This is a genomic window from Lysobacter sp. H21R4 (genome assembly GCF_015277535.1).
Taxonomy (GTDB): domain Bacteria; phylum Pseudomonadota; class Gammaproteobacteria; order Xanthomonadales; family Xanthomonadaceae; genus Novilysobacter; species Novilysobacter ciconiae.
Map to the genome: position 1 here is coordinate 1,658,281 of NZ_CP063772.1, position 20,449 is coordinate 1,678,729.

16 protein-coding genes are annotated in these 20,449 nt (G+C 67.3%); 11 read left to right on the top strand and 5 right to left on the bottom strand.

The window, feature by feature from the left end; genetic code table 11:
* Nucleotides 1–9 precede the first annotated feature (9 nt).
* The 9 genes from INQ40_RS07525 (at nucleotide 10) to pilH (ending at nucleotide 10,736) form a co-directional block, all read left to right on the top strand.
* Nucleotides 10–534 carry a DUF3060 domain-containing protein gene (locus INQ40_RS07525; RefSeq protein WP_228481956.1) on the top strand — a complete coding sequence of 175 codons (525 nt, stop codon included), beginning with the start codon at nucleotides 10–12 and terminating at the stop codon, nucleotides 532–534.
* 80 nt (nucleotides 535–614) lie between these two features.
* The gene (locus INQ40_RS07530; RefSeq protein WP_228482185.1) at nucleotides 615–1,769 is read left to right on the top strand and encodes a cupin domain-containing protein; all 1,155 of its coding nucleotides are present in this window, start codon (nucleotides 615–617) and stop codon (nucleotides 1,767–1,769) included.
* Nucleotides 1,766–2,674: a GNAT family N-acetyltransferase gene (locus tag INQ40_RS07535; protein WP_194339940.1), complete on the top strand. Its 909-nt coding sequence runs from the start codon at nucleotides 1,766–1,768 to the stop codon at nucleotides 2,672–2,674. Before INQ40_RS07530 ends, INQ40_RS07535 begins: the two co-directional genes overlap by 4 nt.
* Before the next feature lie 189 nt (nucleotides 2,675–2,863).
* Nucleotides 2,864–5,680: a 2-oxoglutarate dehydrogenase E1 component gene (locus INQ40_RS07540; RefSeq protein WP_228481957.1), complete on the top strand. Its 2,817-nt coding sequence runs from the start codon at nucleotides 2,864–2,866 to the stop codon at nucleotides 5,678–5,680.
* Between the two features lie 128 nt (nucleotides 5,681–5,808).
* Entirely contained in the window at nucleotides 5,809–7,032 is a 1,224-nt protein-coding gene (gene sucB / locus INQ40_RS07545; RefSeq protein ID WP_194339942.1) for a dihydrolipoyllysine-residue succinyltransferase, read from the top strand.
* 78 nt (nucleotides 7,033–7,110) lie between these two features.
* On the top strand, nucleotides 7,111–8,541 hold the full coding sequence (lpdA, locus tag INQ40_RS07550; protein WP_194339943.1) for a dihydrolipoyl dehydrogenase: 1,431 nt from the start codon (nucleotides 7,111–7,113) through the stop codon (nucleotides 8,539–8,541).
* A gap of 110 nt (nucleotides 8,542–8,651) precedes the next feature.
* The gene (locus INQ40_RS07555; protein WP_194342475.1) at nucleotides 8,652–9,245 is read left to right on the top strand and encodes a TIGR00730 family Rossman fold protein; all 594 of its coding nucleotides are present in this window, start codon (nucleotides 8,652–8,654) and stop codon (nucleotides 9,243–9,245) included.
* Nucleotides 9,246–9,294: 49 nt separating this feature from the next.
* Entirely contained in the window at nucleotides 9,295–10,293 is a 999-nt protein-coding gene (locus INQ40_RS07560; protein ID WP_194339944.1) for a YhdH/YhfP family quinone oxidoreductase, read from the top strand.
* A 77-nt stretch (nucleotides 10,294–10,370) separates the two neighbouring features.
* The gene (gene pilH, locus INQ40_RS07565) at nucleotides 10,371–10,736 is read left to right on the top strand and encodes a twitching motility response regulator PilH (RefSeq protein ID WP_194339948.1); all 366 of its coding nucleotides are present in this window, start codon (nucleotides 10,371–10,373) and stop codon (nucleotides 10,734–10,736) included.
* Nucleotides 10,737–10,751: 15 nt separating this feature from the next.
* Here the strand turns inward: pilH and INQ40_RS07570 are convergent, their stop codons facing one another.
* Entirely contained in the window at nucleotides 10,752–11,675 is a 924-nt protein-coding gene (locus INQ40_RS07570; RefSeq protein WP_194339950.1) for a DnaJ C-terminal domain-containing protein, read from the bottom strand.
* Between the two features lie 261 nt (nucleotides 11,676–11,936).
* Between INQ40_RS07570 and INQ40_RS07575 the strand changes: the two genes are divergently transcribed.
* A complete protein-coding gene (locus INQ40_RS07575; protein ID WP_193983457.1) occupies nucleotides 11,937–12,416 on the top strand; it encodes a peroxiredoxin in 480 nt (159 codons plus the stop codon).
* A gap of 41 nt (nucleotides 12,417–12,457) precedes the next feature.
* Complete coding sequence (locus tag INQ40_RS07580; protein WP_194339951.1) at nucleotides 12,458–13,036, top strand: ferritin-like domain-containing protein; 579 nt, start codon at nucleotides 12,458–12,460, stop codon at nucleotides 13,034–13,036.
* A gap of 115 nt (nucleotides 13,037–13,151) precedes the next feature.
* Here INQ40_RS07580 and gyrA read toward each other — a convergent pair whose 3' ends face one another.
* The 4 genes from gyrA to ligA all read right to left on the bottom strand — a co-directional run bounded on the left by gyrA (nucleotide 13,152) and on the right by ligA (nucleotide 20,442).
* The gene (gene gyrA / locus INQ40_RS07585; RefSeq protein WP_194339952.1) at nucleotides 13,152–15,815 is read right to left on the bottom strand and encodes a DNA gyrase subunit A; all 2,664 of its coding nucleotides are present in this window, start codon (nucleotides 15,813–15,815) and stop codon (nucleotides 13,152–13,154) included.
* Between the two features lie 182 nt (nucleotides 15,816–15,997).
* Nucleotides 15,998–17,056: an S-methyl-5-thioribose-1-phosphate isomerase gene (gene mtnA, locus INQ40_RS07590; protein ID WP_194339953.1), complete on the bottom strand. Its 1,059-nt coding sequence runs from the start codon at nucleotides 17,054–17,056 to the stop codon at nucleotides 15,998–16,000.
* A gap of 33 nt (nucleotides 17,057–17,089) precedes the next feature.
* On the bottom strand, nucleotides 17,090–18,034 hold the full coding sequence (gene epmA / locus INQ40_RS07595) for an EF-P lysine aminoacylase EpmA (RefSeq protein WP_255524312.1): 945 nt from the start codon (nucleotides 18,032–18,034) through the stop codon (nucleotides 17,090–17,092).
* A 62-nt stretch (nucleotides 18,035–18,096) separates the two neighbouring features.
* On the bottom strand, nucleotides 18,097–20,442 hold the full coding sequence (gene ligA, locus INQ40_RS07600; protein WP_194339955.1) for an NAD-dependent DNA ligase LigA: 2,346 nt from the start codon (nucleotides 20,440–20,442) through the stop codon (nucleotides 18,097–18,099).
* Nucleotides 20,443–20,449: the final 7 nt, after the last annotated feature.

Genomic DNA, 20,449 nt, shown 5'->3' on the forward strand with positions numbered 1-20,449 from the left:
GAATGGACAATGACGAAGGCCCCTCTCACATCAGCGCGTATGCTTCAGGGCTTGGGCATCGGCGCGTGCATGGCACTCCTCGTTTCCTGCGGGGGCGGCCACGATGCGGATTCGTCCGCGACGACCGCAGCCCTGCCATCCGGCGTACTGACCGATCCGGCAAGCGGTGGGAACTGCGCCGGCAACGACCTGCGCATATCCCGCGATGACTTCTCAATGGTGATCCAGGGAGAGTGCGGAAACGTGGTCATCAGTGGATCCAACGGAGTACTCAACCTTGACGGGGCCCGGTCGCTGCGGGTGGAGGGCAACAACGTCACGGTGCTCAACGAACAGGTCGGCGAGGTGGTCGTCACCGGTGACGACACAACCCTGAACCTCACGATTGCCGGGCCGGTGAAGGTGGATGGCGACCGCAACCTCGTGCTTGCCAAGGACATCCAGACACTCGGATTCAGCGGCAACGACAACACCGTCAATACCGACAACGATCCGGCATTGGATGACACCGGCCGGGGAAACAGGCTGCTTTGATGGAAGAGCACCACCCCATCAACGAACGGCTCGCGCAGCCGCCGATCGAAGTCGACGCGAGTACGAAGCCGCCACTGGGCATGTCACCGGCGGATTTCCTGCGCGACTACTGGCAGAAAAAACCGCTGCTGATCCGCAACGCCTTCCCCGACCTGCAATCGCCGATGGATCCGGACGACCTGGCCGGCCTGGCCTGCGAGGAGGGAGCGCTGTCGCGGTTGATACGCCACGATCGCAACGACGACAGCTGGAGCGTCAGCCACGGCCCGTTCCCCGAGGAGATGTTCTCCTCGCTGCCCGGCGCGGACTGGACCTTGCTGGTGCAGGACGTCGACAAGTGGGATGTCGATGTCGCCGCGCTCATCCGCCATTTCGCGTTCCTGCCGCGCTGGCGGATCGACGACGTGATGGTGTCCTTCGCCGCGCCCGGCGGCTCGGTCGGGGCCCACGTCGACCAGTACGACGTGTTCCTGCTGCAGGCGGTCGGCCATCGGCGCTGGCAGATCGACGCGCGCGACAATCCTCCGCTGGCCTACCGCGATGATGTCGAGTTGCGCCTGCTGCGTGAGTTCGATCCCAGCCACGACTGGGTGCTGGGACCGGGGGATATGCTCTACCTGCCGCCCGGCGTGCCCCATCACGGCGTCGCCGAGGATGCCTGCCTGACGTTCTCCTTCGGCATGCGCGCGCCCTCCTCGGCCGAATTGCTGGGCGACCTGATCGACACGCTGACCGCGGAGGCGGACGACGCGCTGCGCTACCACGATCCCGACCTGGCGCCTGCCGCCGATCCCGGCGAGATCGACGCGGCGGCGATGGCGCGCGTCGTCCGCGCCCTGGATGCGCTGCGCGGTGACCGTCCCGAACGACTCGCCGAGTGGTTCGGCAATTTCATCACCCGCTACCGCAACGCGGTCGAGGTGATCCCGCCGCAGCTGGAAGAAGGCGAACAGCCGCGCTCGCGCATCGAGATCGAGTGGGACCTGCAGCACGGCGGTCGTCTGCAGCGCCATCCCTACGCGCGGATGGCCTGGCGACGCGCCGGCCCGGCGGCGGTGCTGCACGCCAACGGCGAGAGCCACCCGCTGCCGATCCAGGACGCGACACTGCTGGCGAACGCCGACGTCATCAACGGCAGCGATTACGCCTCGCTGGGCGAGCAAGGCCGGGATTGCCTGATCGAACTGATGGACGCCGGCCACTACCACCTGGTCACGGAGGAAGATGACGAATGAGCAGGACCGCGTCCGATTTCAAGGTCGAGGCGATCGGATACGAGTCCGGCCTGAGCGATCTGCGTGCCGTGCGCGAAGCGGTGTTCGTGCAGGAGCAAGGCGTACCGCTCGAGCTCGAGTGGGATGAGCTGGATCCCGCCTCGCACCACGTGATCGCGCGTGATCCCGATGGCACCCCGATCGGTACGGCACGTCTGACACCCGAGCGGCACATCGGCCGGATGGCGGTGCTCTCCCCGTGGCGCGGCCGCGGCGTGGGTGACGCGATGCTGCGCACGCTGCTTGCGCGCGCCGTCGAGCTGGGCTGGGACAAGCTCTCGCTGCACGCACAGGTGCATGCCATCCCCTTCTATGCGCGCCACGGCTTCCTGCCGGTCGGCCCACGCTTCGACGAGGCCGGCATCGACCACCAGATGATGGTGCTGCATCCAGGCGCCACCAATCCGGTGGGCGACCGCTCGGGCGCGATCGCCGCCACCCTGGGTGTCATCGCCAGTGCGAGACGACTCCTACTCATCTACAGCCCGGAGCTGGACCCCGGCGTGCTGGACGCCCCGGAGATCATCACCGCCCTGCGGGGGTTTGCGATCGACAAGGGCGAGATCCGGATCCTGCTGCACGATGCGGCGGCGCCCCAGCGTCATCAGAGCCCGCTCATCGCCCTGCACCAGCGGCTGCCCAGCACGATCGCGTTTCGCGCGGTGGAGGAGCCCTTCGACCGTTCCTACGCATCCGCCTACACCTGCAACGACGGCGGCGGCTACTACTTTCGTCCCATCGCATCGCGCATGGAAGGCGACACGCGGCTGGACGATCGCTCCCGCGCGCGACATCTGCTCAACCTGTTCAGCCCCGTCTGGGAACGCGCCCGGCCCTGCAGCGAGTACCGCGCACTGAGCATCTGAGTCGTCCGGCGAAACTGAACAGGGATGAACCCCGGCCCCCGGGGCTGTCGCGATATCGCCGTCCGCGCCCGCCTGGTGCCCGCCCGTGAGTCCCCGAGAGGCTATAATTCAAACACTCGCGTGCCTGAACCGGCATTTTCCGCCCCACCGGCACACCCACTCCCCCTATTCGAGTTTAGCGACGCCACCGTGGCCAATCTCCTGAAGCAGTTCTCGCAGTCATCGCAGCTGGGTTCCAGCGGCGCCTACATCGAAGACCTGTACGAGCAGTACCTGGTCTCCCCCGAAAGTGTCGGGGTCGAATGGAAAACCTATTTCGACGGTTTCCACGGCCGGGAGGCGGGCGATGTGCCGCACTCGGCTGTCATCGACACCATCATTGAAGCGGCGCGCCATGCGGGCAAATCCGCGCACGGCGCCGCCGATGAGCGCGAGCGCTTCGTCGGCAAGCTGATCACCGCCTACCGCTCGCGCGGCCACCTGGGCGCGGACATCGACCCGCTGGGCTTCCTGGAAGCCCCGCCGGCGCCGGACCTGGAGCTGGAGTTTCACGGCCTGTCCAAGGCCGACCTGGGCGATGAATTCAGCACCGGCGGCGTGGCCGGCATGGACCGGATGAACCTGGGCAAGCTTTTCGACCTGCTGAAGGCCACCTACACCGGTTCCATCGGCGCCGAGTTCATGCACATCGCCGACGCGCCGCAGCGTCGCTGGCTCTACGAGCGCCTGGAAAAGGCCGGCGGCAAGTACGGCCGCAACGCCGAGCAGAAGCGCCGGATCCTGGAGCGCCTGACGGCCGCCGAAGGCCTTGAGCGCTACCTGCACACGCGCTACGTCGGCCAGAAGCGCTTCTCGCTGGAAGGCGGCGATGCGCTGATCCCGCTGATGGACACCACCGTGCGTCGCGCCGGTGAGCAGGGTGCCAAGGACGTGGTCATCGGCATGGCCCACCGCGGCCGCCTCAACGTGCTGGTCAACACCTTGGGCAAGTCGCCGCGCACATTGTTTGACGAGTTCGAGGGCAAGTTCGAGCACAACGAGCTGGCCCTGGCCGGCGACGTCAAATACCACATGGGCTTCAGCGCCGACGTGGCCACCCCGGGCGGCCCCGTGCACCTGGCGCTGGCGTTCAACCCGTCGCACCTGGAGATCGTCAACCCGGTCGTGGCAGGATCGGTGCGCTCGCGCCAGACCCGCCGCGGCGGCAAGGACACGCGCAAGCAGGTGTTGCCGATCCTGATCCACGGCGATGCCGCGTTTGCCGGCCAGGGCGTGGTGATGGAGCTGTTCCAGATGTCGCAGGCGCGCGGTTTCCGCGTCGGCGGCACCGTCCACATCGTGGTCAACAATCAGGTCGGCTTCACCACCAGCGCCCGCGAGGACGCCCGTTCCACCCTGTACTGCACCGACGTGGCGAAGATGGTCGGTGCGCCGATCCTGCACGTCAACGGCGATGATCCCGAAGCGGTGGCGTTCTGCGCCGAGCTGGCCCTGGACTTCCGCAACACCTTCGCCAAGGACGTGGTCATCGACCTGGTCTGCTACCGCCGCCACGGCCACAACGAGGCCGACGAGCCGGCGGCGACCCAGCCGCTGATGTACCAGACCATCCGCAAGCACAAGACCCCGCGCGAGCTGTACGCGGACCGCCTGATCGCCGAGGGCACGCTGAGCGCCGATGAGGCCAAGGCGATCGTCGATACCTACCGCGACAAGCTCGACGCGGGCGAGGTCACCACCGAGATGGTGGCGGTCAAGCCCGACGAGTTCACGGTGGACTGGAACAAGTTCCTCAAGGGCAAGCTCTCCGACGAGGTCGATACCCGCTTCGACGCGGCCGATCTGAAGGCCCTCGCCGAGCGCATCAACGCGATTCCCGACGAGGTCAAGCTGCACGCGCGCGTGCAGAAGATCTACGAGGACCGCCGCAAGATGGCGGCCGGCGAGCAGAGCGGCGACTGGGGTTTTGCTGAAAACCTCGCCTACGCGACGCTGCTCACCGAAGGCTACAGGCTGCGCCTGGTCGGCCAGGACTCCGGCCGCGGCACCTTCTTCCACCGCCACGCGATCCTGCACGAGCAGACCAGCGACGATTACTACCTGCCCCTGCAGGAGCTGGGCAAGGATCCGATGGACGTGGAGATCATCGACTCGCTGCTGAGCGAGGAAGCGGTGATGGCGTTCGAGTACGGCCACGCCACGGCCGATCCGGACACCCTGGCGATCTGGGAAGCGCAGTTCGGCGACTTCGCCAACGGCGCGCAGGTGGTGATCGACCAGTTCCTGTCCTCGGGTGAGGCCAAGTGGGGCCGCCTGTGCGGTCTGGCGCTGTTCCTGCCGCACGGTTACGAGGGCCAGGGTCCCGAGCACAGCTCGGCGCGGCTGGAGCGTTTCCTGCAGCTGTGCGCGCTCGACAACATGATGGTGTGCACGCCGACCACCCCGGCGCAGGCGTACCACATGATCCGTCGCCAGATGCTGATCCAGACCCGCAAGCCGCTGGTGGTGATGACGCCCAAGTCCCTGCTGCGCCACAAGCTCGCCGTATCCACCCTGGACGAGCTTGCCAACGGCAGCTTCCAGACCCTGATCCCCGACGCCAAGGCCGACCCGAAGAAGGTCAAGCGCGTCGTGGTCTGCGGCGGCAAGGTCTACTACGACCTGCTCGAGGACATGATCAAGCGCGAAGCCGACGACGTCGCCCTGATCCGCGTGGAGCAGCTGTATCCATTCCCGCGCGAGGCGCTGCGCACCGAACTGGAGCGCTACGCCTCCGTCGAGGACGTGGTGTGGTGCCAGGAAGAGCCGCAGAACCAAGGCGCGTGGTACCAGATCCGCCACCACCTGAACTTCTGCGTCGCCTCGCGCCATGCGCTGCACTACGCCGGTCGCCCCAGCTCGCCGTCCCCTGCGGTCGGCCACATGTCCGATCACGTGATCGAGCAGGCCAAGCTGGTCGCCGATGCGCTGGTGAATCCGCTGCAGGGCGAGCCCGCCGACGAGTGATCGCTGCCCATCCGGCCCGGAACACCCGGGCCGGAACCGCATCACATGCCGTGCCACCCGCTTCCGATTGCACAACCGATAGTCCACCCCATTCGACCCACTCCACAGTTACCCAGGATATTTTCCCCATGAGCACCGAGATCAAAGTTCCGGTTCTGCCCGAATCCGTCTCCGACGCCACCATCGCCACCTGGCACAAGAAGCCCGGCGATGCCGTCAAGCGTGACGAGAACCTGGTCGACCTCGAAACCGACAAGGTCGTCCTGGAAGTTCCCTCGCCGGTGGATGGCGTGCTCAAGGAAATCAAGTTCGAAAGCGGCGACACCGTCACCAGCGAGCAGCTGCTGGCAATCGTCGAAGAAGGCGCGGCTGCCACCGAAGCCAAGCCGGAGAAATCCGACAAGGCCATCGACGCCAAGAACGACGCAGCCGCCAGCGATGTGGCCCAGCCGGTGCAGGCGAAGGCTGCCGCGGGCATCCCTGCCCCGTCCAAGGGCGGATCGGCCGAGCTGCCGCCGGGCGCGCGCTTCACCGCCCGCAAGGAAGGCATCGACCCGGCCAACGTGGAAGGCACCGGCCGCCGCGGCGCGGTGACCAAGGAAGACCTGGTCAACTACGCCCGCAATGCCGGCGTCGGCCGGGCCGGCGGCAACCGCCCGGAAGAGCGCGTGCCGATGACCCGCATGCGCCAGCGCATCGCCGAGCGCCTGATGGAGTCCAAGAACACCACCGCGATGCTCACCTCTTCCAACGAGGTCAACATGTCGGCCGTCATGGCCATGCGCAAGTCGCAGGGCGAGGCATTCCAGAAGGCGTACGGCATCAAGCTGGGCTTCATGAGCTTCTTCGTGAAGGCCGCCGCCAACGCGCTGCAGCGCTACCCGCTGGTGAATGCCTCGATCGACGACAAGGAGATCATCTACCACGGCTACTCGGACATCTCCATTGCCGTGTCGACCGACAAGGGCCTGGTCACGCCGGTCCTGCGCAACGCCGAATCGATGGGCTTTGCCGAAGTGGAGCAGGCCATCAACGACTACGCCGTCGCCGCGCGCGAGGGTGGCCTGAAGCTGGAGGACCTGCAGGGCGGCACGTTCACCATCACCAACGGCGGCACCTTCGGCTCGCTGTTCTCCACCCCGATCATCAACCCGCCGCAGAGCGCCATCCTGGGCATGCACGCCATCAAGGAGCGGGCGATCGTCGAGGACGGCAAGGTGGTGGCCGCGCCGATGATGTACATCGCGCTGAGCTACGACCACCGCATCATCGACGGCAAGGACGCGGTGCTGTTCCTGGTCGACATCAAGAACCAGCTCGAGAACCCGCACCGCATGCTGCTGGGCATGTGATCCCACGGGACCACTCCCACCCGGAGCCCCGCGCCGCCGCGCCGGGGCCTTCCGCACCAAGCCAAGGATCTTTTTGAGATGAGCGAACAACAGAACTTCGATGTCGTCGTGATCGGTGGCGGTCCCGGCGGTTACGTCGCCGCCATCCGCGCCGCACAGTTGGGCCTGAAGGTCGCCTGCGTCGACGCGGGACTGGGCAAGGACGACAAGCCGGCGCTGGGCGGCACCTGCCTGCGCGTGGGCTGCATCCCGTCCAAGGCGCTGCTGGACAGCTCGCGCCAGTTCCACAACCTGCTGCACGGCTTCGCCGACCACGGCATCTCGGCGGAGAAGCCGAAGATGGACGTGGGCGTGATGGTCGGCCGCAAGGACAAGATCGTCAGCCAGTTCACCGGCGGCATCACGATGCTGTTCAAGGCCAACAAGGTCACCCCGTTCTACGGGTTCGGCACCCTGCACAAGGACAACCTGGTCAAGGTCAGGCAGCACGACGGCAGCGAGGTCGAGCTGAAGGCGGCCAACGTCATCATCGCGACGGGCTCGGATTCCATCGAGCTGCCGTTCGCCAAATTCGACGGTGACCGCATCGTCGACAACGTCGGTGGCCTGGATTTCGACGCGGTGCCCAAGCGCCTCGGCGTCATCGGTGCCGGCGTGATCGGCCTGGAGCTGGGCAGCGTGTGGAACCGGCTGGGCGCCGAAGTCACCATCCTGGAGGCGCTTCCCACGTTCCTCGCCGCCGCCGATGCCGACATCAGCAAGGTGGCCGCGCGCGAGTTCAAGAAGCAGGGCCTGGACATCAAGCTGGGCGCTAAGGTCAGCAAGGCCGAGGTCAAGAAGGACGGCGTGCACCTGAGCTATGACGACGCCAAGGGCGAGCAGACCCTGGTCGTGGACAAGCTGCTGGTGGCCGTGGGCCGCCGCGCCGCGACCGCCAAGCTGCTCGGCGAAGGCGTGGCCGTCAAGCTCAACGAGCGCGGCCAGGTCGAGGTGGACGAGCATTGCCACACCGGCGTGGACGGCGTCTGGGCGATCGGCGACTGCGTGCGCGGCCCGATGCTCGCGCACAAGGCGTCCGAGGAAGGCGTTGCCGTGGCGGAACTGATTGCGGGCCTGCCCGGCCACGTCAACCTGGATACCGTGCCGTGGGCGATTTACACCGAGCCGGAAATTGCCTGGGTCGGCAAGACCGAAGCCCAGTGCAAGGATGAGGGTATTCCGGTGAAGACCGGCAGCTTCCCGTTTGCCGCCAACGGCCGCGCCGTGGCGATGAACGAGCCGGCCGGCCTGGTCAAGGTGATTGCGCACGCCGAGACCGACCGCGTGCTGGGCGTCCACCTGTGCGGCCCCAACGTGTCCGAGCTGGTCCACAGCGGCGTGATCACCATGGAGTTCCAGGGTGCCGCGGACGATCTGGCGCGCATCTGCTTCGCCCACCCGGCCCTGTCGGAAGTAGTCCACGAAGCGGCGCTGGCCGTCGACAAGCGGGCCATCCACAAGGCGAACTGAGCCGCGGCGACCGGCGGCACCGCCGCCGGACATCGCATCTCCACAGACGGCGCACCCACGGTGCGCCGTTCTGGTTTCCTCCATCCCAACTCAAGGCAATGCCCATGCCCATGCACTCGGTCTGCGTCTACTGCGGCTCCCATTCCGGCTCCCGGCCGATCTACGCCGAGCGCGCCCGCCGCCTTGGCCGGCAACTGGCGGAAAGCGGCATCAGCGTCATCTACGGCGGCGGCAACGTCGGCCTGATGGGCGTGATGGCCGACGCGGTGCTCGAGGCAGGTGGCGAGGTGATCGGCGTGATACCCGAGCAGCTGGTCAACTGGGAAGTCGCCCATCCCGGGCTGACGCGCCTGGAAGTCGTGCCGAGCATGCACCTGCGCAAGGCGCGCATGTTCGAGCTCTCGGATGGCTTCATCGCCCTGCCCGGCGGCTTCGGCACCCTGGACGAGATGTTCGAGATGCTGACCTGGCGCCAGCTGGGCATCGGCGACAAGCCGTGCGCATTCCTCGACGTGGAAGGCTTCTACGAGCCGTTGATCGGCATGATGGACCGGATGGTCGCCGAGCACTTCGTCAACACCGAGCAGCGGCTGGACCTGTGGCACGGCGAGGACATCGATACGATGCTGGCCTGGATGCATGCCTACCGCCCGGCCAATGCCGACAAGTGGCTGGAGGAGAAGCGTCGCAGCATCGTGCGCTGAGGCGGGCTCCGGCTCCACAGAAGCACTCCAACCGTTTCGAGAGGAAATCATGTCCAACGCCATTCCCGACCGCTTCAACGCCTTCCGCATCCACAACGACGAGCACGGCTACCGCAGCGGTATCGAAGCCCTGTCGTTGGACGATCTCGCGCCCGGCGAGGTGGTGATCAAGGCTGCGTACTCCTCGGTCAACTACAAGGACGCCCTGGCCGGGACCGGCAAGGGCAAGATCCTGCGCCGGTTCCCACTGGTCGGCGGCATCGACGTGGCCGGCCATGTGGTGGCCTCGACCGATCCGGCGTTCAAGGAAGGCGACCGCGTGCTTGCCACCGGCAGCGGGCTGAGCGAGACCCGCGATGGTGGGTACTCCGAGTTCGCCCGCCTGGAGTCGAAGTGGGCGATTGCGCTGCCTGCCGGACTTGAGCTGCGCGAAAGCATGATCATCGGCACCGCCGGCTTCACCGCCGCGCTGGCGCTGTTCCGGATGGTGGAAAACCGCCAGAAGCCCGACATGGGCCCGCTTGCCGTCACCGGCGCCAGCGGCGGCGTGGGCTCGCTCGCGATCGACATCTTCACCCGCGCCGGCTTCGAGGTGCACGCCATCAGCGGCAAGCAGGACCAGCACGCCTACCTCAAGGGGCTTGGCGCCACCGAAGTGCTCGGCCGCGACGCCCTGGCACCCGGCCGGGCGATGGAATCGGCGCGCTTTGGCGGCGGCCTCGACAACGTCGGCGGACCGATGCTCACCAGCCTGCTCGCCCAGTGCGCGCCCTACGGCAACGTCGCCAGCGCCGGCCTGGCCGCGTCCGCCGAGCTGGACGCCACCGTCATGCCGTTCATCATCCGCGGTGTCTCGCTTTTGGGGGTCGCCTCGGCAGGCACCGCCCGCGATGTGCGCGAAGCGGTCTGGCAGCACCTGGCCAGCGACTGGAAGCCGGCGCACCTGGACATCATCTGCACCCGCGAAGCGACCCTTGCCGAACTTCCCGAGGTGTTTGACATCATGCTGGCCGGCGGGTCGCTGGGCCGCACGCTGGTCCGGATCTGACACACTGGTCCGGATCCGAATTGTTTGGCGCTCCGACCGGACGCCGCTACAATCCGGCAGTCACTTTGGGGAAAGTCATGGCTCGCATTCTGATCGTCGACGACTCACCGTCGCAGTTGATGGGTATCCAGCGCATCGTCGAGAAGCTCGGGCACGACACCCTGGTCGCGGAGGACGGCGCCGCGGGCGTGGAGGTGGCGCGCCGGGAGCTGCCCGACCTGGTGCTGATGGATGTGGTGATGCCCAACCTCAATGGCTTCCAGGCCACCCGCTCGATCTGCCGCGACGCCACCACCAGGCATATCCCGGTGGTCCTGGTGACTACCAAGGACCAGGAAACCGACCGGGTCTGGGGCATGCGCCAGGGCGCCCGCGCCTACATCACCAAGCCCTTCAACGAAGCGCAGCTTGGCGAGGTGCTGGAGCAGTTGCTGCCGGCCTGAGTGCAGCCGCGCCGGTCAGGCCCGGCGCCAGTCGTTGCCGAAAGCCTCGCGCATCGCCACGTAGGCCGCTTCCTGCTGCTTCGTCTTCGCCGCCGGAGCCAGCACCTCCAGCTCGACGATCTGATCGCCGGCGCCGGCTGCCGCCGGCAAGCCCCGACCGCGAAGACGCAATTTTGCGCCCGCCTCTGACTTCGCCGGGATCTTCAACTCCACCGCCCCGCCCAGCGTCGGCACGCTGACCGTCGCTCCCAGCGCCGCTTCCCAGGGCGCAATCGGCAGCACGTGGATGATGTTGCGTCCGTCAACCTCGAACTGCGGATGGGCGGAGTACTCGATCTCCAACAGCAGGGCACCGCCGTTCGCGCCCTGGCCGGCGAGCCGGATGACCTGTCCTGGACCAATGCCCTTGGGAATCTTCACGTCCAGGGTCTTGCCATGCACGCTGACGCGCACGGTGTCACCGGCGTATACGGTCTCCAGCGACACGGACAGTTTCGCCCGCGTGTCGGGCGTGCGGTGCGGACCGGCGCCCGGTCGACCACGCTGCGCCCCGAACGGGTCGCCGTGGCCGGCCTGGCCGCGCCGGAACAGGGTCTCGAAGAAGTCGCTGAAGCCGCCGCCCGCGCCGCCGCCGGCAAACACTTCCTCGAAGTCGGGACCGCCCTGGCCGCCGCCAAAATCGAAGCCGCCCGGAGGTGCCCGGACCTCATCGCCCGGCCGATAGCCGCGCGAGCGCAGCTGATCATACGCCGCCCGCTTCTGCGGATCCCGCAGCGCTTCGTAGGCCTCGTTGACCGCCTTGAACTTCTCCTCGGCGTTGGATTCCTTGCTGACGTCCGGATGGTATTTGCGTGCCAGGCGGCGGTACGCGGTCTTGATCTCCGCTTCGCCGGCGCTGGGTTCCACGCCGAGGGTGTCGTAGTAATCCTTGAAATGCATTCGTAACTCCAGTGCCTGCACCGTTGCGGTGCAGCGCAGGGATGGTGGCGGTGCCGACCATGACGCGGCATGACGGCGCCACACAGGATATTCGTTGCGCGGCGCCGGATCACGCCTCGCGGTCGATATGGTTGCCACATCGCGCCGGTTCAAGCTCCGCCGTCCGCTTTCTCCACCGGCCCGGCAACCTGTCACGCCGACACCGTTGACGTGGTTTTTAGAACAGCGCGCCTAGACTGGCGCCTCATTCAGGAGAAACGCATGAGCATCCAGGTAGGCGATCGCCTTCCCGAAGTGGTACTGCAGCGCATCGGCGACGGTGTCGAGAGCGTGGACACCAAGACCTTGTTCGGAGATACCAAGGTGGTGATTTTCGCCGTGCCCGGCGCCTTTACCCCGACCTGCTCGGAAAAGCACCTGCCCGGGTTCATCGAGCACTACCAGCAGTTCCACGACAAGGGGATCGAGGTCGCGTGCGTCGCGGTCAACGATCCGTTCGTGATGCAGGCGTGGGGCCAGAGCCAGAACGTGCCGGACGGCTTGATGATGCTCTCGGACGGCAACGCCGACTTTGCCCGCGCGCTGGGGCTGGAACTGGACGCAAGCGCCTATGGCATGGGCGTGCGCGCCAAGCGTTTCGCGATCTATGCCGAGCAGGGCGTGGTGAAACAGCTCAATGTCGAGGCGCCCGGCGAGTTCCGCGTGTCGTCGGCCGAACACATGCTGTCGCAGATTTCCTGACCCTCCACCCTGCCCGCTCCAACACTTGCCCGGAGAACCCCATGAACACGCCCCCTGACTCCAGCGCCGGCCCGGACGCCAGTGCCTCGCCGTTTGCCACCGATCTTGCGACCATCCGCGAACGCGCGCGCCAGCACATCGAAAAAGGCGCCATCACTGACAGCTACACCGCCGACCGCGAAGTCGTGATCCGCCTGCTCAACGAGGCGCTGGCCACCGAACTGGTGTGCGTACTGCGCTACAAACGTCATTACTTCATGGCCAGCGGCCTGATGGCGGATTCCATCAAGGCCGAATTCCTCGAGCATGCACGCGAAGAGGAAGCGCATGGCGACATGCTCGCCGAGCGCATCGTGCAACTGGGCGGTGAGCCCGACTTCAACCCGGATATCCTCAGCAAGCGTGCGCACGCGGAGTACGTGGAGGGCACCGACCTGCGTGACATGGTCAAGGAAGACCTGGTCGCCGAGCGCATCGCGATCGACAGCTACCGCCAGATGATCAACTACATCGGCGACAAGGACACGACCACCAAGCGCATCCTCGAGTCCATCCTCGCGCAGGAAGAGGAGCATGCCGACGAGTTGTCGGACATGCTGGACGGCTGGACCGGTCGCTGACCCGTCCTCATCAGCCGCATACAGGAACGCCGCCCCGATAAGGCGGCGTTCCTGCTTCAGGCCATCCGCTTGCCGACCCAGAGCTCTGGACGGCGTCGATGGCTCAGGCCGCGCATCAGGCCGGTGATTCGCCTGTGGGCGCGTCGCTGGCCGTCCCGCCGTCGTGCGTGAGCCCGGCCACGGTGCCCGCGGTGGTGTCGATCTCCGGGTCGATGTCGTCGTCCAGGAGCTCGTCGTCCAGCGATGCATCCAGGCGCTCCACCGCCTGCAGCGTCTCATCGGCCGCCAAGCGCATCAGGGTAACGCCCTGGGTGTTGCGGCTGACCTGGGAGATCTCCGAGGCGCGTGTACGCACCAGCGTGCCACCGTCGGAGATCAACAGCACCTCGTGGTTGTCGCTGAGCTGGATCGCGCCGACCAGCAGGCCGTTGCGGTCGCTGGTCTTCAGCGCGATCACGCCCTGCGTGCCACGGCCCTTGCACGGGTACTCGTCGACCGGCGTGCGCTTGCCATAGCCGCGCTCGCTGGCGGTAAGGATATCGCCGTCGCCCTGCACCACGATCAGGCTGACCACCTTGCCGTCCGCGCCCAGGCGCATGCCGCGCACGCCGCGGGCGGTACGGCCCATCGAGCGCACGGTCTCGCCGGAGAACCGTACTGCCTTGCCCTCGCTGGAGAACAGCATGATGTCCGAATGCCCGTCGGAGAGCTCGACGCCGATCAGCGCATCGCCCTCATCCAGGTTGATCGCGATCTTGCCGCGCTGCAGGCGGTAGGCGTACTCGCTCAACGGCGTCTTCTTGACCACGCCGTTGCGGGTCGCGAAGAAGACGTGGCGGTCACCGTCGTAGTCACGCACCGGCACCACGGCCTGCACCTGCTCGCCGGCTTCCAGCGGAATCCAGTTGATGATCGGACGTCCACGCGCGTTCGGGCCGGCATCGGGCAACTGGTACACCGGCAGCCAGAACACCCGGCCTGCGCTGGTGAAGGTCAGCAGGGTGTCGTGGGTATTGACCAGCCACAGGCTGTCGATGAAGTCCTCGTCCTTGGTGGTCGCCGCGTTGCGCCCGCGACCGCCGCGCTTCTGCGCCCGGTAGCTGCTGACCGGCTGGCGCTTGGCGTAACCGGAATGGGACAGCGTCACCACCACGTCTTCGGGCGCGATCAGGTCGAGGATGTCGAGGTCTTCCTCGCTCTCGCGGATCTCGCTGCGGCGCTCGTCGCCGAACTCCGCCTTGACGTTCTCCAGCTCCTCGCGGATCACCCGCAGCAGCACGTTCGGATCCTCGAGGATCTCGATCAGGCCGCGGATGGTGTCCAGCAACAGCTTGTATTCCTCGGTCAGCTTCTCCTGCTCCAACCCGGTCAGGCGGTGCAGGCGCATCTCCAGGATCTGCTGGGCCTGGATCTCGGTCAGCTGGTAGAACCTGCTGTCGTTGGCGCCGGTGACCAGGCCCACGCCGCGCGGCAGGTCCTCGGGCTGCGAGGCCTCCGCGCCGGCCGCCGACAGCAGCGCACCGACCAGCCCGGGCTCCCAGGTCTTGGCCAGCATGCGCTCGCGCGCCTCGTTGGGATTGGCCGAGGTCTTGATCAGCTCGATCATCTCGTCGATGTTAGCCAGCGCGACGGTCAGCCCTTCCAGCACGTGGGCGCGCGCACGCGCCTTGCGCAGGTCGAAGATCGTCCGGCGGGTGACCACCTCGCGGCGATGGCGCACGAAGGCCTGCAGGATCTGCTTGAGGTTCAGCAGCTGCGGGCGGCCATCAACCAGCGCGACCATGTTGAAGCTGAAGGACGACTCCATCTGGGTCTGCTGGTACAGGTTGTTCAGCACCACGTCGGCCGAATCGCCGCGCTTGACCTCGATGTAGATACGCATGCCGTCCTTGTCGGACTCGTCGCGCAGTTCGCTGATGCCTTCGAGTTTCTTTTCCTTGACCAGCTCGGCGATCTTCTCGATCAGGCGCGCCTTGTTGACCTGGTAGGGGATCTCGCTGACCGCGATCGCCTCGCGGCCGTTGTCGGCCACCTCGATCTCGGCCCGCGCGCGCATGCGCACCCGGCCGCGACCGGTGTGGTAGGCGTTGATGATGCCCGAGGTGCCGTTGATGATGCCGGCGGTCGGGAAGTCCGGCCCGGGCACGTGCACCATCAGGCCATCGACGTCGATGTCCGGATCGTCGATCAACGCGATCGTCGCGTCGATGATCTCGCTGAGGTTGTGCGGCGGGATGTTGGTTGCCATGCCGACCGCGATACCGGCCGAGCCGTTGATCAGGAGGTTCGGGATGCGCGTGGGCATCACCGTGGGCTCGAACTCCTTCTCATCGTAGTTGGGCTGGAAGTCGACGGTTTCCTTCTCGATGTCCGCCATCAACTCGTGGGTGATCTTGGCCATGCGCGCTTCGGTGTAACGCATCGCCGCCGCGGAATCGCCATCGACCGAGCCGAAGTTGCCCTGCCCGTCCACCAGCATGTATCGCAGCGAGAACGGCTGCGCCATGCGCACCAGCGTGTCGTACACCGACTGGTCGCCATGCGGATGGTATTTACCGATCACGTCACCGACGATTCGCGCCGACTTGAAGTACGGCTTGTTGGAATGCGCCCCCAACACGCTCATCGCGTACAGCACGCGCCGGTGCACGGGCTTGAGCCCGTCGCGGACGTCGGGAAGCGCGCGGCCGACGATCACGCTCATGGCGTAATCGAGGTAGCTGCGACGCATCTCGTCTTCGAGGTTTACCGGGATGATTTCCTTGGCAAGATCGGCCATCAGGTTTCCGTATTTGAGCTGAGGTGGTTACCGCGGTGCGGGCGAACATGCGCCGACGGGCCCACTGGAAACAGGCCGGCACAAGGGAGAATCCGATCCGCGGCAATACCGGGGAAAAAGACAGCGAATTATAGCACGAAAGGCATCCTCATGCCCCGCTGTTTTTCCAGAGAAACAAGGACTTACGCGCCAAAAGCGGCCTGCATGGCGGTCGCATCCGGCTGCATGATCACGCCCCGCTCGGTCACGATGGCATCGATCAATCCGTGCGGGGTGATGTCGAACACCGGATTCCAGGCGGTGATCCCGCCCGCTGCGGTGGCGACGCCGCCCAGATGGAACAGTTCGGCGGCATCGCGCTCTTCGATATCGATCCCGGCACCATCCGGCATCGCCATGTCCACGGTCGAAGAAGGTGCGGCGACCATGAACTTCACGCCGTGGTGGCGGGCGGCGATGGCCAGCTGGTAGGTGCCGATCTTGTTGGCGGTGTCGCCGTTGGCGCAGATGCGGTCGGCGCCGACGATGACCCACTGCACCTGGCCCGTTGTCATCAGGTGCGCGGCTGCCGAATCGGCCACCAGCACCGGCGCGATGCCGTCCTGCTGCAGTTCCCAGGCGGTCAGGCGGGCGCCCTGCAGCCAGGGCCGCGTTTCACCGGCAAACACCTGCGCTATGCGTTGCTGGGCGACGCCGGCACGGATCACGCCCAGCGCGGTGCCGAAGCCCGCGGTCGCGAGCGAGCCGGTGTTGCAGTGGGTCAGCACGCCGCTGCCCGGGGCGATCAATGCCGCGCCCAGCGACCCCATATGACGGTTGGCGGCCAGGTCCTCATCGGCAATGGCGCCTGCTTCGCGCTCCAGCACCTCGCGCCAGTCACTGCCGGCGGACGCGAGCACACGTCGCATGCGTGCCAGCGCCCAGGCCAGGTTCACGGCCGTCGGGCGGGCATCGTTCAGATGGGTGATGGCCGGGTCCAGCGCGAGCACCGCGGCCGCACCGTCCTCCGCCTTGACGTCACGCGCAGCCAGGACGAGTCCCCATGCAGCGGCGATGCCGATCGCCGGCGCGCCGCGCACGGTCAGCGCGCGGATCGCGTCGAACACGTCTTCGCTGGTCTCGCAGCGGACGTACTCGACGTGGAAAGGCAAGCGTCGCTGGTCGAGCAATTCAAGGGCGTCGCCGGCCCAGCGGATCGGGCGGACACGGTCGTAGCGGTCAAAGTCGAAGGTGTCGTTCATGGCGGCAGGGTCCACAGGTCGCGCGAAACGGGATCAGGCGCGGAAAAAGTCAAAGGCGATCACATCGGCGATGCGGTCGGTGCGCAGCATCGCCATCATGAGCCGATCCACGCCGAGGGCGACGCCGGCGCAGTCGGGCAATCCGGCTTCCAATGCGGCGAGCAATCGCTGGTCGGTCGGCGGGATCCGGTCGGCACGCGTCTGGCGGATGCGGCCGTCGCGCTGGAAGCGCGCGCTCTGCTCGGCTGCATCGGTCAGCTCGTGGTAGCCGTTGGCCAGCTCCAGCGGGCCCAGATAGAGCTCGAAGCGCTCCGCCACGGGCGGTGAGCCGTCGCCATCATCGCGCAGCCGCGCCAGCGCGCACTGGGTGGCCGGATAGTCGTGCACGGCCAGCATGGTCTCGTCGTTGAAGCCGGGCTGCAGCCGGTGGGTCATCAGCAGGTCCAGCCAGTCATCACGGACCAGACCGGTCGGGTCGAGGACCACATCGCCCAGGGCGTTGCGCAGGGTTTCCTCGCTGGCGGTCAGCGGGTCAAGGCCCAGCCGGTCGTGGTAGAGGTCGCGGTAGCGCACCTGGACCAGCGGCACCTGGCGGCCGACCAGAGCCAGGCCGAGGTTGATGACCTCAGCGGTTTCCTGCGCCAGCTGGCGATGATCCCAGCCCACGCGGTACCACTCCAGCATCGTGAATTCGGGATTGTGGCGCGCGCCGGCCTCGCCGTTGCGGAACACCCGCCCCAACTCGTAGCAATCGCCAAAGCCCGCCGCGAGCAGGCGCTTGAGCGGGTATTCGGGCGAGGTGCGCAGCCAGCGGGTGCGGGGCCCGCCGTCGCTGCGGCCGCTGAAATCGGTGGTAAAGGAGTCGATGTTCGGCTCGGTGTTTCCGGCCACTGACATCACCGGGGTTTCCACCTCGACCACGTCACGGTCGGCGAAGAATCCGCGGATCCGCGCGTTGAGGGTCGCCCGCAGCTTCAATGCCGGGAACGACGCTTGCGGCGCCCAGTCTGCGGCCGGATCGCCAGCGGGGTGCGGGGCGTTCACTCGTGCTTGCCGAGGAAGGCCAGCAGCTTCGCCTCGTCCCAGATCTCGATGCCGAGCTCCTCGGCCTTGGCCAGCTTGGACCCGGCCGCCTCGCCGGCGACCACGAACCCGGTCTTCTTCGACACGCTGCCGGCCGCCCTCGCGCCCAGCGCTTCCAGGCGCGATTTCGCCTCGTCGCGCGTCATCGCGGTCAAGGTCCCGGTGAGCACGACGGTGCGACCTTCCAGCGGGCCGGCGGTGCTTTCATCCACCTCCGGGATCAGCTTCTCCAGCGCAGCGATCGCTTTCCCGCACCGCGCCAGCAGGCTGGCGTTTTCCGCATCCTCCAGCCAGGTCTCCAGCGCCGAGGCGGTGTCATTGGGCAGGCCGGCGGCGATGAAGCGGTGCACGGGCGCGTCCAGCAGCGCGGACGCGTCGGCAAAGACGCCCGCCAGTTGCTCGGCGCGCAGGCGGGTGAGCTTCGGGATCTCCAGGTCCACCAGCAGGTCGGCCAGCCCGAGTGCGCCCCGCAATTGCGCGGACGGCGGCCGGGCGTCAGCAATTTCGACGCCGCCAGCCAGCAGCTCGTCGATGACCTTCTGGTTTCCCGGCTGGTCGAAGAACTGGCCGATCGAATGGGCCACCTCCGAGCCGATGTCGGGCACCCGCTTGAACAGCGGCCACGGCAGCCTCCGGATCACCGCCAGATCGCCGAACCACTCCGCCAGCGCCTTGGCGGTGCTCTCGCCGACGTGCTGGATGCCAAGGCCGAACAGGTAGCGCGCCAGGGTCGTCCTGCGGCTGCCCTGGATGGCCGCGATCAGGTTCTCCGCCCAGCGGGTCGCGACCTTGCCCGCCCTGACGGTGTCCGGCGTCGTGCCATCGCGCTCGTCGCCGCGGCGCTTCATCTCCAGCAGGTCGTCCAGGCTCAGCGTGTACAGGTCGGCCACGGAAGTGACGTAGCCGAAATCCACCAGGTCCTCGACGTAGCGCTCGCCCAGCCCGTCAATGTCCATGGCCCGGCGTGAGGCGAAATGCTCGATGGCTTCCTTGCGCTGGGCCGGGCAGACCAGTTCGCCCGAGCAGCGCCAGACCACCCCGCCCTCCTCGCGCGCGAGATCGGAGCCGCACACCGGGCACACGGTTGGCATCTGCCAGGGCTGCGCATCCGGCGCGCGCATGCCGGGCACCACGCGCACGATCTCGGGAATCACGTCGCCGGCGCGACGCACGATCACCGTGTCGCCGACGCGGACGTCCAGCCGGGCCACCTGGTCGGCATTGTGCAGGGTCGCCCGGCTGACCTCGACGCCGCCGACCTGCACTGGCGTGAGCCGGGCCAGCGGCGTCGCCGCACCGGTGCGACCGATGTTGACCTCGATGGCCTCCAGTACCGTGGACTGCTCCTGGGCCGGGAACTTGTGCGCCAGCGCCCAGCGCGGGGCGCGCGAGACAAAACCCAGTTCCAGCTGCCCGGCGTAGTCGTCCAGCTTGTAGACCACGCCGTCGATGTCGAAGGCCAAGCGGTCGCGACGTTCGCCAATATCGCGGTAGTACGCCAGAAGCCCGTCCAGGCCGGTGGCGACGCGGCTTTCCGCGCTGACCGGGAATCCCCAGTCGCGCAGTTGCCGCAGCGTCGCCGAGTGCGTCGGCGGCAGCTCGGCGCCTTCCACCAGCCCGACCGCGTAGGCGTAGAACGCCAGCGGCCGGCGCGCGGTGATGCGCGGGTCCAGCTGGCGCAGCGACCCGGCGGCGCCGTTGCGCGGGTTGGCCAGCGGCTTGCCACCCTCGGCGCGCATGCGCTCGTTGTAGCGATGGAAGCCCGCCAGCGGCATGTACACCTCGCCGCGGACCTCCAGCACCGCCGGCCAATCCGTCCCCCGCAGTGTCAGCGGGATCGCCTTGACCGTGCGCAGGTTGGCAGTGACGTCCTCGCCGGTGGCGCCGTCGCCGCGGGTCGCGCCCTGCACGAAGCGGCCATCCTCATAGCGCAGGCTGATGGCCAGGCCGTCCAGCTTGGGCTCCACCGAAAACACCGGGTCGCTGCGCTCCAGCCGCTGCTCGATGCGCTGGACGAAATCGGCCACCTCGTCGTCGCTGAAGGCGTTGCCCAGCGAGAGCATGGGAATGGCGTGAGTGACGCTGGCGAAGGCACCCGACGGCGGCGCGCCGACGCGCTGGGTCGGGGAATCCGCGCTGGCCAGTTCGGGATGGGCCGCCTCCAGGCCCTCCAGCTCACGCAGCAGGCGGTCGTACTCGGCGTCCGGAATCGCCGCATCGTCGAGGACGTAATAGCGGTAGCTGGCGTCGTCGAGCTGGCGGCACAGCTCGGCCACGCGGGCGGCGGGATCGGGCGCGGACATCGGGACC

Coding starts and splice junctions, on each gene's coding strand:
- INQ40_RS07575 (WP_193983457.1), top strand. CDS start 11,937: ATGAGCATCCAGGTAGGCGATCGCCTTCCCGAAGTGGTACTGCAGCGC.
- INQ40_RS07525 (WP_228481956.1), top strand. CDS start 10: ATGACGAAGGCCCCTCTCACATCAGCGCGTATGCTTCAGGGCTTGGGC.
- INQ40_RS07535 (WP_194339940.1), top strand. CDS start 1,766: ATGAGCAGGACCGCGTCCGATTTCAAGGTCGAGGCGATCGGATACGAG.
- lpdA (WP_194339943.1), top strand. CDS start 7,111: ATGAGCGAACAACAGAACTTCGATGTCGTCGTGATCGGTGGCGGTCCC.
- INQ40_RS07560 (WP_194339944.1), top strand. CDS start 9,295: ATGTCCAACGCCATTCCCGACCGCTTCAACGCCTTCCGCATCCACAAC.
- sucB (WP_194339942.1), top strand. CDS start 5,809: ATGAGCACCGAGATCAAAGTTCCGGTTCTGCCCGAATCCGTCTCCGAC.
- pilH (WP_194339948.1), top strand. CDS start 10,371: ATGGCTCGCATTCTGATCGTCGACGACTCACCGTCGCAGTTGATGGGT.
- INQ40_RS07530 (WP_228482185.1), top strand. CDS start 615: ATGTCACCGGCGGATTTCCTGCGCGACTACTGGCAGAAAAAACCGCTG.
- mtnA (WP_194339953.1), bottom strand. CDS start 17,056: ATGAACGACACCTTCGACTTTGACCGCTACGACCGTGTCCGCCCGATC.
- gyrA (WP_194339952.1), bottom strand. CDS start 15,815: ATGGCCGATCTTGCCAAGGAAATCATCCCGGTAAACCTCGAAGACGAG.
- INQ40_RS07580 (WP_194339951.1), top strand. CDS start 12,458: ATGAACACGCCCCCTGACTCCAGCGCCGGCCCGGACGCCAGTGCCTCG.
- INQ40_RS07570 (WP_194339950.1), bottom strand. CDS start 11,675: ATGCATTTCAAGGATTACTACGACACCCTCGGCGTGGAACCCAGCGCC.
- INQ40_RS07555 (WP_194342475.1), top strand. CDS start 8,652: ATGCACTCGGTCTGCGTCTACTGCGGCTCCCATTCCGGCTCCCGGCCG.
- ligA (WP_194339955.1), bottom strand. CDS start 20,442: ATGTCCGCGCCCGATCCCGCCGCCCGCGTGGCCGAGCTGTGCCGCCAG.